General features: G+C 64.8%; 11 protein-coding genes. 2 read left to right on the top strand and 9 right to left on the bottom strand.

Annotated features, from left to right (window positions below):
• Nucleotides 1-8 precede the first annotated feature (8 nt).
• From KIT10_07765 to KIT10_07755, 3 genes are all read right to left on the bottom strand, one after another.
• Complete coding sequence (locus tag KIT10_07765) at nt 9-623, bottom strand: inorganic diphosphatase (GenBank protein ID MCW5899154.1); 615 nt, start codon at nt 621-623, stop codon at nt 9-11.
• Between the two features lie 48 nt (nt 624-671).
• A complete protein-coding gene (locus KIT10_07760; GenBank protein ID MCW5899153.1) occupies nt 672-2,699 on the bottom strand; it encodes a urocanate hydratase in 2,028 nt (675 codons plus the stop codon).
• A 65-nt stretch (nt 2,700-2,764) separates the two neighbouring features.
• Nucleotides 2,765-2,956 (bottom strand): hypothetical protein, encoded by a 192-nt coding sequence (locus KIT10_07755; protein MCW5899152.1) that lies wholly within the window; start codon nt 2,954-2,956, stop codon nt 2,765-2,767.
• A 191-nt stretch (nt 2,957-3,147) separates the two neighbouring features.
• Here KIT10_07755 and KIT10_07750 point away from each other — a divergent pair, with 191 nt between their 5' ends.
• On the top strand, nt 3,148-4,155 hold the full coding sequence (locus tag KIT10_07750; GenBank protein MCW5899151.1) for a glucosaminidase domain-containing protein: 1,008 nt from the start codon (nt 3,148-3,150) through the stop codon (nt 4,153-4,155).
• On the opposite strand, the gene KIT10_07745 is transcribed toward KIT10_07750, so the two are convergent.
• From KIT10_07745 to KIT10_07720, 6 genes are all read right to left on the bottom strand, one after another.
• Complete coding sequence (locus tag KIT10_07745) at nt 4,152-4,532, bottom strand: group III truncated hemoglobin (GenBank protein ID MCW5899150.1); 381 nt, start codon at nt 4,530-4,532, stop codon at nt 4,152-4,154. The two genes, KIT10_07750 and KIT10_07745, sit on opposite strands and share 4 nt — an antisense overlap.
• Nucleotides 4,533-4,577: 45 nt before the next feature.
• Nucleotides 4,578-5,267, bottom strand: coding sequence for a TrkA family potassium uptake protein (locus tag KIT10_07740; protein ID MCW5899149.1), 690 nt, complete (start codon nt 5,265-5,267; stop codon nt 4,578-4,580).
• A gap of 7 nt (nt 5,268-5,274) precedes the next feature.
• On the bottom strand, nt 5,275-7,035 hold the full coding sequence (locus tag KIT10_07735; protein MCW5899148.1) for a hypothetical protein: 1,761 nt from the start codon (nt 7,033-7,035) through the stop codon (nt 5,275-5,277).
• Nucleotides 7,036-7,114: 79 nt separating this feature from the next.
• The gene (locus KIT10_07730) at nt 7,115-9,727 is read right to left on the bottom strand and encodes a hypothetical protein (GenBank protein ID MCW5899147.1); all 2,613 of its coding nucleotides are present in this window, start codon (nt 9,725-9,727) and stop codon (nt 7,115-7,117) included.
• A gap of 90 nt (nt 9,728-9,817) precedes the next feature.
• Nucleotides 9,818-10,426 (bottom strand): ribonuclease HII, encoded by a 609-nt coding sequence (locus KIT10_07725; GenBank protein MCW5899146.1) that lies wholly within the window; start codon nt 10,424-10,426, stop codon nt 9,818-9,820.
• A 39-nt stretch (nt 10,427-10,465) separates the two neighbouring features.
• On the bottom strand, nt 10,466-11,611 hold the full coding sequence (locus tag KIT10_07720) for a glycosyltransferase family 4 protein (protein MCW5899145.1): 1,146 nt from the start codon (nt 11,609-11,611) through the stop codon (nt 10,466-10,468).
• A gap of 151 nt (nt 11,612-11,762) precedes the next feature.
• Here KIT10_07720 and KIT10_07715 point away from each other — a divergent pair, with 151 nt between their 5' ends.
• Nucleotides 11,763-12,290 (top strand): heavy-metal-associated domain-containing protein, encoded by a 528-nt coding sequence (locus KIT10_07715; protein ID MCW5899144.1) that lies wholly within the window; start codon nt 11,763-11,765, stop codon nt 12,288-12,290.
• Nucleotides 12,291-12,361: the final 71 nt, after the last annotated feature.

Raw genomic sequence — 12,361 nt, 5'->3', positions numbered from 1 at the left:
GTCCGCGATCAGTTCGTCTTCGTGCGCCAGCGCGCCACGGCCGCGAGCGCTTCCGCTCTGCCCTTCACAGCCAGCAGTTCCGCGCCGTCCTCCGGGTCGTAGTTCAGCAACCAGGTCACGAGGATCTCCTGCACGCCTTCTGGCAATTGGTCCAGGTCGCCGGCATCGATCGTCCGCAGGGATGGATCGGCCGGCAAGGCCAACAGCTTGTCGTCCCTTTCGCCGGCGTCCAGCAATTCGATGATGCCGATGGGCACCACCCCAAGCACGGTGCCGGCGGGCACTGCGCCGCACAGTACGAAGACATCCAGCGCATCGCCGTCGCCGCCATCGTCAGCGTCCATCAGGGTTCCGGGGATGAAGCCGTAGTTGGCGGGGTAGGGCAGGAAGCGGATCAGCCGGGGCTTGCCATTCCGGTGCGAGATCGGGAAGGTGCCGGTCGCGGGATCGTACTCGCGCTTCTCCACGGTCCCTGCGGGGATCTCGATCACCGCGTTGAGCGGTCCGGGGGCGGGTTCCGCCACAAGTGTCTCCGGGGTCCTCATTTCCACACTTTCCTTGTCCTCTTCATGATGCACGCATCCCAAGGATATGCACATCACCAGGATGGCCAGGCGTTCCATGTGCGAAAGATCGGCGGCGGGCGGGTATGGCCGGGAATTTTCTCCGGTTCAGGCCAGCGCGCTGTCGATCAGCCCATCGTCCGCCTCGTTGGGCAGGGTCACTTTCAGCAGTGGCGTGCGCTTCATCTCCTGCTCGATGCTCCATACCGCATTGGGGTTCCTGGCCCAGGCACGGCGCGCGATGCCGTTGTTCACGTCCCAGTGCAGCATGCTCCTCAGCCTGCGCTCGCTGTCGGCGCTGCCGTCGAGCACCAGGCCGAAACCGCCGTTGATCACTTCGCCCCAGCCCACGCCGCCGCCATTGTGCAGACTGACCCAGGTGGCGCCGCGGAAACCGTCGCCCACGAAGTTGTGCACGGCCATGTCGGCCGTGAAGCGGCTGCCGTCGCGGATGTTGGCGGTCTCGCGGTAGGGACTGTCGGTGCCGCTCACATCGTGGTGGTCGCGGCCCAATACGATGGGTGCGCCGATCTCACCGCGCTTGATGGCCGCGTTGAAGGCTTCCGCGATGCGTATGCGGCCCTCGCTGTCGGCATAGAGGATGCGCGCCTGGCTGCCCACCACCAGCCTGTTCTCCTGCGCGCTGCGGATCCAGTGCAGGTTGTCGGCGATCTGCTGGCCGATCTCGGGCGGCGCTGCTTTCAGCATGTCCTGGAGCACATCACCCGCGATGCGGTCGCTGGTGGCCAGGTCCTTCGGATCGCCACTGGTACACACCCAACGGAAGGGCCCGAAGCCGTGGTCGAAGCACATCGGCCCCATGATATCCTCCACATAGCTGGGGTAACGGAACTCCTCGCCATGCCTTCCACCGATGTCCGCCCCCGCGCGCTTGCTCTCCAGCAGGAAGGCGTTGCCGTAGTCGAAGAAGTACATGCCACGCTCAGCGAGGGTGTTTATCGCCGCCACTTGGCGCTTCAGGCTTTCCCGCACCCGCTGTTTGAAGGCTTCAGGATCCTTCACCATGAGTGCGTTGCTCTCCTCGTAGCTGAGGCCCACGGGATAGTAGCCGCCTGCCCACGGGTTGTGCAAACTGGTCTGGTCACTGCCCAGGTCCACGTGCACCTCGCGCGCAGCGAGGCGTTCCCACAGGTCCACGATGTTGCCGAGGTAGGCGATGCTGTGTGCTTCGCCCTTCCCCTGCCAGGCACGCGCGGCATCGATGCACGCGTCCACGTCCGTGATCACCTCATCCACCCAGCCCTGGCTGTGGCGCTTGTGCGCAGCGGTGGCATTCACCTCCGCGCAGATGGTGACCACCCCCGCGATGTTGCCCGCCTTGGGCTGGGCACCGCTCATGCCGCCAAGGCCGGCGGTCACGAACAGTTTGCCCGTGGTGCCGGGTGATGCCTTGATCATGCGGCAGGCGTTCAGCACGGTGATGGTGGTGCCATGCACGATGCCCTGCGGACCGATGTACATGTAGCTGCCGGCGGTCATTTGACCATACTGCGTCACGCCCAGGGCATTGTATCGCTCCCAGTCGTCCGGCTTGCTGTAGTTGGGGATCATCATCCCATTGGTCACCACCACACGCGGCGCGTCGCGGTGGCTGGGGAAGAGGCCCAAAGGGTGGCCGCTGTACACCACCAGCGTCTGCTCGTCGGTCATCTCCGAGAGGTACTTCATGCACAGCCGGTACTGGGCCCAGTTCTGCAACACCGCGCCATTGCCGCCGTAGGTGATCAACTCGTGGGGATGCTGGGCCACGGCGGGATCCAGGTTGTTCTGGACCATCAGCATGATGGCCGCCGCCTGCCAGCATTTAGCAGGGTACTGATCGATCGGCCGGGCGTACATCGGGTGCTCCGGTCGCAGGCGGTACATGTAGATGCGGCCGTGCTCCTTCAGTTCGGCGGCGAATTCCGGGGCAAGCACGGCATGGTGCTTCTGATGGAAGTAGCGAAGGGCATTGCGCAAGGCCAGCTTCTTCTCTTCACCGGAGAGGATGTCCTTGCGTTTGGGCGCATGGCTCACGCCGGGGTCGAACGCCTGCGCTGGCGGAAGGACATCGGGGATGCCTTCGCGGATGGTGCGCTGGAAAAGGTCGAGGTCTTGGGAAGTGGCGGTGGTCATGGGTCGGGGGATCGCCGTCCGCAGGCGATGGGCCACGAAGATCGCCCTTGCTGCGCCAAGGCCGGTCAGCCCTGCTTCCGCTTGGCCTTGAAGCCATAGGGGCAATGCCGGCAACCGCTCTGGCAGCAATAGCCCCGCTTCAGGTGGTATCGCTCGGTGAAGACCAGGTAGCCTTCCGGGCTGAAATAGTAGTCGCCCTCCTCCAACCCGAGCCGTTGCAGGCGTTCCGCCCGCTGACGCAGACCCTGTCCATCCATGGTTTCTTCCCCTTCCTTGTCCACCGCGTGGAACATCCCGGGCTACCAAAGGGTTCGGGAGGCGGCCCGAAGTTTCCCAAGGACCCCATGCCGGTACCGCCTCCCGGCACGTTCTTTTCACACAGGGCCGTGGGATCCTTGGTGGATGGATCGTGGAGAACCCCTTGGAAGCCCCGGTAGGTTTGCGGGTCATGGCCAGAACGCACGGTATGCCAGGGTCTGTGGAAATGTTGAAAACCCTCCTGCTGGGGCTGGGTTTCGGCCTGGCCGGAGGTGTGCATGCAGGCGACCCGCCGCACGAGAAGCGTTTCACGGCCGAGGAATACATCCAGCAATGGAAGGCGGTGGCCGTTCGCAAGATGAAGGAGCATGGCATCCCGGCCAGCATCACCCTGGCCCAGGGGCTGCTGGAGAGTGGCAACGGCAACAGCAAACTGGCGCGCGATGCCAACAACCACTTCGGCATCAAGTGCACCAGCGACTGGACCGGTGGCAAGACCTACCACGATGATGACGCCAAGGGGGAGTGCTTCCGCAAGTACAAGAACGCCGAGCAGAGCTATGAGGACCACGCCAAGTTCCTCCAACGGCCGCGCTATTCGGCCTTGTTCGAGCTGCCTTCCACCGATTACAAGGGCTGGGCGCACGGGCTGAAGCGGGCGGGCTACGCCACCGACCCCAGCTACGCCTCCAAGCTCATCAACCTCATTGAGCGGCACGAGCTCCACAAGCTGGACCAAGGCGTGGATGTGGCCTACAAGGCTCCCGGCCGCAGCGATCCCAAGCCCGCACCACAGCGTCAGGGCCGCAGACCGGCCATCGATGGTGGCGCGGTCACCATCGGCGGCGGCAGGCCGGTGGAGGTCTTCGAGGGCCGTATCAAATACGTGCGAGCCAAGCAGGGTGACACGTTCCGCTCCGTCGCCCGCGAACTGGAGATGACCCACGGCATGCTGGCCCGCTGGAACGACCTGGACAAGGAAGCGGCGCTGAGCGAAGGCCAGCGCATCTACACGCAGCCCAAGCGCAACGCCTCCAGGACCGCCGCCAGCCACACCGCCCGCGAAGGCGAAAGCCTATGGAGCGTGAGTCAGGAGTATGGCGTGAAGCTGGACAAGCTGGCCAGATACAACGGCCTGGACCGTGGCACCCGCCTGAGTGCCGGGCAGGAGGTGCACCTCCGCAAGCCGAAGCGCTAACCGGCCTGCCGCCCCGTCACCCTGTGCGCCATCACTCCGGCGATGCTCCGCGCCCGCTGCTTGGCCTCCTCGGCCTTGGGCCCTTGGAACAGGTCATCCACGGTGCGTTCCCAGAGGGCCAGCCATCGATCGAAATGCGCCGGCAGCATGGGCATGCGCTGGTGCAGCCGCATATGGGCGGTCATGGGGTCGCCTTGGTAGTCGCGTTCGCCCAGGATCACCATGCACCAGAAGGCGGTGATGAGCGGGATGTGGTGACCCCAGTCCACATCGACGAAGAAGTGACCGATCTCCTTGTCCGGCCGGGCTGAATCGTAGAAGGCCATGACCAAGGCCTGCACATCCTCACGTGTGTTGATGTCCCGTGGCTTCGGCATGCCCGCCAAGTTCATGATGCGGGCCTTCCCCTGAACTGACGCCCGTCAATCGTTCTCGCCGGTGAAGCGTGCCACTTCATCCTTGGTGCCGAAGAGCACGAGTATGTCGCCCTTCTGTGGGGCGAAGTCGGGGTCCATCACCCCCAGGGCACCCAGCTTGATGGAGCGGCGGCCCATGAAACTCTTCTCACTCTCCTTGCGCAGCACGGTCACCAGGCCCAACTGGCGTTTGGTGAGCTCCGTGATGCCGTTGAGCGGTTTGCCCACGAAACGGTCGGGCACCACGATCTCCGCGATGGTGAAGCCGCCGGGCAGCTCGAACTGGTCCACCAAACGGCGCAAATTCAGCTTGCGCGCCAGGCCCTCGGCGGCCTTTTCCTCGGGGTGCATGATCTCGGTGACGCCCATGGAGTTGAGCACCATCTCGTGCAGCGGGGTGATGGCGCGGCTGATGATGCGCTTCACCTTCAGGTTCACCAGCAGGGCGGTGGTCATGATGTTGGCGCCCTCGTTCTCGCCGATGGCCACCACGGCCACGTCCACATCACTCAGCGGCAGGGTGCTCATGGCCACGGGGTCGTCGCTCTCCAGGCACACGGCGTAGCTCACCTCGCTCTTCACGCCCTCCACCTTGGTCATGTCATGGTCTATGGCGATCACCTCGTGGCCCATCTGGGTGAGCTTCACGGAGAGCGAGCGGCCGAAATTGCCCAATCCGAATACGGCGATCTTCATGGTGGGGTCAGTTGATCTGGATGTCCTCTTTGGGGTAACGGTAGCTGGCGATGGTGACCTGCCGCAGGATGCCCACCAACAAAGTAAGAGCGCTCACACGGCCGATGTACATGATCACCACCATCACCAAGCGGGTGGTATCACCCAACTCAGCGGTGATGCCCATGCTCTGCCCCACGGTGCTGAAGGCGCTGAAGCACTCATAGGCGATCGGCAGCAGGGCAAGATCCGGTTCCAGTGAGGCCACGATGCTCACCGAAAGACCGAGGAAGACCAGTGAGAGCACAATGGTGGCGAAGGCGCGCCGCACGGTGAGGTTGCTGATCTCCCGCCCCATGAACTCGATGCGCCGTCGCCCGCGCGCCGTGGCGAAGATGTTGAGCGTGGCGATGGCGAAAGTGGTGGTCTTGATGCCACCGGCCGTGCTGCCCGGCGAACCACCGATGTACATCATCAGCAGGGTGAGCATGACCACCGGGATGCTCACCACGCTCCAGTCGATCACGTTGAAGCCGGCCGTGCGCGAGGCGGCGCTGGTGAAGAAGGACACGGTGAAGCGGCCGAACCAGGTGGGGTGGTCGGCCAGGGTGCGGTTCCACTCGCCCACCAGGAAGGTGAGCGTGCCCAGGATGAGCAGGGCCGCAGTGGTGATGAGCACGAGACGGCTGCTGATAGTGACCACACGCGGAAAACGCTGGCAGGGCTTGCCGGTGAACAGGCGCTTGATGCGTTCCACGATCCAAAAGCGCACGTATCGGCTGAAGTTGAAGATGATGCCGAAGCCCAGCCCACCGAAGATGATGAGGAAGGCCATGACCCATTGCAGCGGGTAGTTGAAGCGCAACGAGTCGGTGTACATGCCTGCTTCCCAGGTGCTGAAGCCCGCATTGTTGAAGGCCGACACGGAATGGAACACGGCGAAGAAAATGCGCTCGCCGATGTCGGGGAATGCTTCGGGAGGCAACATGGTATAGAAGAACGCGGCACCCAGCGCTTCCACACCCAGCGTGAAGAGGATCACCTGGATGATGAAGCCGCGCGCGCTGCCCAGTGTGGTCTGTGCGATGTCGCGGATGCGCAGCTGTTCCTCCAAGGAGGTGCGCCCCTTGAAGAAGAAGGCGAAGAAACTGGTGAAGGTCATCACGCCCAGGCCGCCCACCTGGAAGAGCAAGAGCAGCACCCACTGTCCGCTGTAGGTAAGGTCTTTGGACACGTTGATGGTGGAGAGACCCGTGACGCAGACCGCCGAGGTGGCGGTGAACAGCGCATCCACCATGGACAATGGACGGGTGGATGAATTGGGCAGCATGAACAGCGCGGTACCAATGGCGATGAGAATGAAGAAGCTGGCGGCGAAAAGCAGCGCCGGATTGAAGAGACGTGTATTGCGCCCGATCTCCAGGCGGCTCAGTTCGATGAAACTGAACACCAGCAGGAAGACCAGGTAGGGCCAGTGTTGGTCATCCGGCCAGATGGCGTAGTTCAGCGGGCGCGATGCGATCATGACCAACGCACCGGCGAACCAGAGGACCTCAGCCTTGCGTTGGGGATCGCCGCGAAGGTTCGCGCGCAAGAGGCTGCCCAGCGTGACGAAGGCGGCGAAGCAGACCAGGCCATAGGCGAGCTGGTCGATGAGCACGTCCCGTGCGGCATCACGCTGGAAGCCGAACTCGAGCAGGATGAGGAAGAAGGTCAGGAAGATGGCCGTGATGCGGGCCAGGCCGACCACTTCCCTGCGCAACGCCGTTCGTAGGAGCGTCTGTTTCATCGTGCCGGGCCGATCGCCGGCCCTGGCGGATAGGAAGGGCGCAAATCTAGGGGGCGATCGGTGCCTGCCATGTTGCTTGCTATGGCTTGCTGAGACCGGGTGCGCGATGTGCGGTGACCATGCCGTCGCGGGTCACGGTGATGGCTTCCGGCTGTCCGTCAAGGTCCAGGTCCGCGATGCGCAGGGGCACATGGCCCTGGAGTGGGAAGCCCCCAGGCTCGCGGCCCAGTTCATCGAGCAGCGTCACTTGTCCGGCATCGGGCAATGTGATCGCCAGCCAGCGCCTGCCCGGGCCAAGGTCCACCATCCCAGGCTCTGGAAGCAGCACGTGGCCGAGGTTCCTGGACATGGCCTCGCGCCCGTCCACGATGATCGTCAGCGTATCAGCATGGATGCGTGCGATGGAGGAACCGCCCTCCATCGGCCATGCCATACCGGGGCCGTCGTGGAGGGGCTTGCGCTCGCCGGACAAGGTGCCTTGCCACAGCCTTCCTGCCGCATCATGCCAGAGCATGGTGCTGGAACGGATGTCCAGACCGGGCGAAAGCCCCAGCACTGTCGCGCCCGCATCGATCCGCTGTTCCACCTTTTCCCGCTCCGATCCACGCCGGTCCAGCACCCATACTTTGCCGCTGGCGTCGGCCACCACCACGTGGTCCTTGTTGCGAATGCGCAGGTGGCGTGGCGTCATGCCCACCGGTGCGGCCATTTTCGGTGGCTCCCAACCCTTCACCATTTCGCCGTCGGGTCCCAGGTTCATCATCGTTCCATCGGCGATGGGCAGCATGATGCGGTATTCGTGCGTGCCATCGTAGTCGAACACGGCCAGTGGCGCTGTGGCAGGGTGTTTCAATTTCACCGGCCACCCCCCCACGTCCTTGCCGTTGCGATCGATCAGGTACACGGAGTTCGCAGTATTCAACAGCATCTGCAGCTTGCCGTTGCGGAAGCGGTCCACCTGGTGCACATCGCCCATGATCACTCCATCGAGCGCGCGGCTCCACAGCACCTTGCCGTTGCTGCCCAGCAGATGGATGCTGTGTCCCGTGTCCTGCACCAGCACTTCACGTGTGCCGTTCACGTGGTTGCGCAGGATGTCCGGCGCACGCTCCACGGGCTTACCGATCGGAGTGCTCCATAGCGCACCGGTGGCGGCCTCCTTCAGCGGCGCATGGCCCAGCCCGGCGAAGACATGGTGATAGCCTCTCTGACCGGGGGACAACTGCAGGCTGATGCCACCGAGGCGCGACCACACGCTGTCCAGACCATCGAAGCTGTCCGCCGCATCCTTGGTCAGGCCATCGCGTAGCAGGGTCCGTCCACGTGCCACATCCATCCACCAGGCATGCCCGCTTTCCTGGCCTACCCTGGCGGCCCAGGCGTTGTGGCGCGCATCCTCCGACAGCGCCCCCCCGTCGAGCCACACGTCGATCGCACGGCGCAAGGGATCCGGCCTTGCCGCGAGGATCACCGCATCGCCCAGTACGGTCCACCAGGGTTTTTCCAGGTCGGCATAGGCGCGCCCAAGCAGGCGTTCATGGGCTGTAAGCGGCAGCTGGGCGATGCGGACACCGCGATACCCCATGGTGTCGCAGGCGGTCCCACAAAGGCCATCGAGGTCCTCACTGGCGCGGATCGGATCGTCCGTGCCGAACCAGAACCAGCGCGTTTCAACACCATCCTGCACGCTGGTGGCGATGGCCATGGGGCCGCGCACCCAGCCGAGCAGGGCCTCGGCGTCCTCGTCGGCATTCCAGCGTTCACGCACCCAGCGCATGGGATCGCTGATCCATTGTGTTTCCAGCACCTGGGTCTCGGCGGGCAGCGATCGCCATGGCGCGGGCCGCCCGGTACCCTGGGTGCGCATGGCCGCCAGCATCGCATGTTCACCTTCCGGCACCAGCAGCCCGCTGAGCAGGAACGCATCGGCGCGGGCACGCAGATCCAGCGCGGCCCATCCCGGTGGAGCATCCAGGTGCTCGAGCGCATCCGGGCGCCACACGTCATGGAGCAGGCGCACGGCACGTGTGGTGTGCACCACAACATGCGCGTCGGCATCGGCGCCCAGGGTGGAAAGCGCCTGGGCCAACGCCGGCTGCGCCGTGATCGACGCGGGTGCACGCCATTGCGCCAGGGCCTCGTCCAAGGTCTCGCCATCGGAAGCCAGTAACAGCAAGCCTTCCAACAGGTGGGCGCCGCATGGTGCAAGAGCGGTGTCCGGCCTGGCCAGAGTGGTCGCGCCTTTGAGCAGGGCCGCCCAGGAGGTGGCGTCCATGCCAAGGGATTCCTGCATTGCCCGGGATGCGCCAAGGCCCTTTTCATCCATGGCCAGGATGAACAGGATACCCAGCTTGCCGCCACCCTGGCGCATGATCGCCACCAGCGCCTCTTGTCCCTGGAGCGCATCGCGCAGACCGGCATCGGCCTCCATGCGGGCCCAAGTGCGGGCCATGCCGCGGCCCACGGCGGCCGCGGAGGGCATCCTTTCGAAGGCGCTCCAGAGCTGCGAGGTGTGCGTGAAGCGGTCCCAAGTGCGCATGGCATCGGGCACCACGATGACCAAGGCGGCCCTTTCCGGCACCGCGCGCCACGGGTCGGCCCCCTGCTGTGTCCCTCGCTCCCAGGTCCAGAGGGTCCATGTGGCCACGCCGATCAAGGCGAGCAGCAGAATGACAGCGGGAAGACGGCGCATGGCGGAGTCCAAAAGTATCCGGGCGTTACCGGCCCTTCATCCCTTGCGGCGCGTCCTTCCGCACACGCGGCTGTGGACAGGCTGCGGCGATCAGATGCTGGTGAACAGCGTGGGCCCGGCCAGCAGGCGGAAGCTGCGCCGGTGGTGTTCGCTGGGGCCGAAACGCTCGATCGCGGCGCGGTGCACGGCCGTGGGGTAACCCTTGTTCACGTTCCAGCCATACTCCGGGTGTGCCGCATGCAAGGCCAGCATCAGTTCATCGCGGTGCGTCTTGGCCAATATGCTCGCGGCCGCGATGCTTCGGAAACGCGCATCGCCCTTCACGATGCACGCGTGTGCCACACCGGGGTAGGGCCGGAACCGGTTCCCGTCCACCAACAGATGCTCGGGTACACGTTCCAGTCGCTGCACCGCGCGATGCATGGCGATGAAGGAGGCTTGCAGGATGTTCACCGCGTCGATCTCCCAAGGTGGCACGGCCGCCACGGCCCAGGCCAGGGCCTTGCGTTCGATGATTGCGCGCAGGCGATCGCGTTGTGTGGCGCTCAGCTTCTTGCTGTCATCCAAGCCTGGAAGGCTCGCGCGTGGCGGCAGTATCACGGCCGCGGCCACCACCGGGCCGGCCAGGCATCCCCGGCCCGCTTCGTCCAGACCGGCTTCCAACAGGCCCTTGGTGTGGTAGGCGGCGAGTGTTGGCATGTGGCCAAGGTAGAAAGCGTCAACACGCGCTTTCGTGGCTCAGCGGATCGGTAGTCCGGCATCACCGCACATGCGCTCGAACGACTTCCACAGCGCCGCTGCCGCATTGTCCCAGGTGTATCGTGCGGCACGCTTCAGTCCCGCCTCGCGCAGTCTTTCCCGCAAGGCCGCATCGCTCCACACCTCGTAGAGGGCGCGGGTGATGTCCGCCACGCTGAAGGGATCGCAATAATGCGCGGCATCGCCGGCCACTTCGGGCAGGGCGGTGGTCTCGGCGGCCACCACGGGCACGCCGCAGCGCATGGCCTCGGCCATCGGGATCCCGAAGCCCTCGAAGTAGCTTACGAATGCCAGGCCCAGCGAACCGCCCAAAGCTTGGCGAAGCCGCTGCTGTTCCAGCCGGCCGGTGAAGTGCACACGGTCCTGGTGCTCCACACGGCGCCAGGCCTGCTCCATGCGGTCGTCCCACCAGAAGCGTTCGCCCACGATCACCAGCCGCAGGGGGCCGGGGCGCGTGCGCACCAGCGCATCGAAGGCCAGCAGCAACCGCGCGATGTTCTTCCGGGGGTGCAGGGACCCCACGCAGATGAAATAGTCATCGCCCTGGGCGAAGGCCGCGCGCGCCTGCTGTCGCTCCGTCGCTTCCAAGGGCCGGAAAGCTTCGCCCACACCGTTGTACACCACATCGATATGTCCGGTGGGCACCTCGTAGCGCTGGGCGATGTCGCGGCGGCTGAATTCGCTCACGGTGGCGATGCGCGTGGCGTGCCGGGCGAAGCGCGGGAACCAGGTGCGGTAATAGTCGCGGTAGGCGCGCGGGAGGTCCTCCGGGTGATGCTCGAAGTTGAGGTCGTGGACCACCGCCAGGGATGGAACACCGCTTCGCAAAGCCAGGAAGCCGTCCGGACTGATGAAGGCATCCGCCTTCAGGGCCTTCAAACGACGGTGTAGCAGGTGGTTGAACCAAAGCCGGTAGAGCAGGGGGTGGCGGGTGGGCGGACCCATGACCACAGGCTCCACGTTGGGCCCATAGATGAAGCGCTTGTCGCAGGGCCTGTCGAAAAGGAAGAAGAACCTGTGCTCCGGATGCGCCCGCGTGATGCGCGAAAGGGTCTCGTGCGTGAACCAGCCGATCCCCTCCAGCTTGTCGGGCAGCAGCAGGCGGGTGTTGACGGCGATGCGCATGGGAATGCGAAGGACCGGCAATTTCGGCGATCGGCGAGGATGGAAGGTTCGGGAATAACATGGGCGGTGGTGTACGGCGAACCTTTCGGGGAATAACTTTGTAACCTCCGCGTTGGTGAGTTCGTCCCATCACCGTCAAAGCCCCACCGCCATGACCGCCCGCGCCCCTCTTGCGACCCTGACCGCGATACTGCTCTTCGCCGCCTGTGGCATCGGCCACCGTGGCCAGGGCGACGAGGCCCAGGCAGGTGAGGTGCTGCGCACTGTGACCGAGGTGGCCATCCAGAGTGGCGAACCGGTCGCCACCGCCAACCTGCTGATCGAAGGCATGAGCTGCGCCATGATGTGCGCCAATTCCATCCAGAGGACGCTGGCCAAGCTGCCGGGGGTCACGTCCGCCGAGGTCGACTTCCATGAGGGCGATGCGGCCGATCACGCCATTGTGGTGTTCGACGACAAGCAGGTGAGCGATGCCGAACTGATCGAGGCGGTACACAAGCTTCACGGTGGGCAGTACCGTGTCACGGCCATCGACATCAAACGCCAGGTGAAGCGCCAGGGCGGCTCCGGCGATCTGCAGGCCACCCAGGCCGAGGACCGCGGCGTGAACGCCTACGCCCCGGCCGCCGCGCTGTTGCCCGGCGTCATCAACATCCTGACCCGCATCCTGCGCCCCTGACATCGGGACCCGGACATGGATGCAAGGGGGCTTCGGCCCCCTTCGTCATTCCAGGACATCGTGCCGCGAAC

This window comes from Flavobacteriales bacterium (assembly GCA_026129465.1).
GTDB lineage: Bacteria > Bacteroidota > Bacteroidia > Flavobacteriales_F > PHOS-HE28 > PHOS-HE28.
This window is presented reverse-complemented; position numbering and strand designations above follow the sequence as displayed.

Bases quoted from the DNA above. Each gene is read 5' to 3' on its own strand.
- KIT10_07755 (MCW5899152.1), bottom strand. From the start codon at position 2,956: ATGGATGGACAGGGTCTGCGTCAGCGGGCGGAACGCCTGCAACGGCTC.
- KIT10_07715 (MCW5899144.1), top strand. From the start codon at position 11,763: ATGACCGCCCGCGCCCCTCTTGCGACCCTGACCGCGATACTGCTCTTC.
- KIT10_07765 (MCW5899154.1), bottom strand. From the start codon at position 623: ATGGAACGCCTGGCCATCCTGGTGATGTGCATATCCTTGGGATGCGTG.
- KIT10_07745 (MCW5899150.1), bottom strand. From the start codon at position 4,532: ATGCCGAAGCCACGGGACATCAACACACGTGAGGATGTGCAGGCCTTG.
- KIT10_07735 (MCW5899148.1), bottom strand. From the start codon at position 7,035: ATGAAACAGACGCTCCTACGAACGGCGTTGCGCAGGGAAGTGGTCGGC.
- KIT10_07725 (MCW5899146.1), bottom strand. From the start codon at position 10,426: ATGCCAACACTCGCCGCCTACCACACCAAGGGCCTGTTGGAAGCCGGT.
- KIT10_07740 (MCW5899149.1), bottom strand. From the start codon at position 5,267: ATGAAGATCGCCGTATTCGGATTGGGCAATTTCGGCCGCTCGCTCTCC.
- KIT10_07760 (MCW5899153.1), bottom strand. From the start codon at position 2,699: ATGACCACCGCCACTTCCCAAGACCTCGACCTTTTCCAGCGCACCATC.
- KIT10_07720 (MCW5899145.1), bottom strand. From the start codon at position 11,611: ATGCGCATCGCCGTCAACACCCGCCTGCTGCTGCCCGACAAGCTGGAG.
- KIT10_07730 (MCW5899147.1), bottom strand. From the start codon at position 9,727: ATGCGCCGTCTTCCCGCTGTCATTCTGCTGCTCGCCTTGATCGGCGTG.
- KIT10_07750 (MCW5899151.1), top strand. From the start codon at position 3,148: ATGGCCAGAACGCACGGTATGCCAGGGTCTGTGGAAATGTTGAAAACC.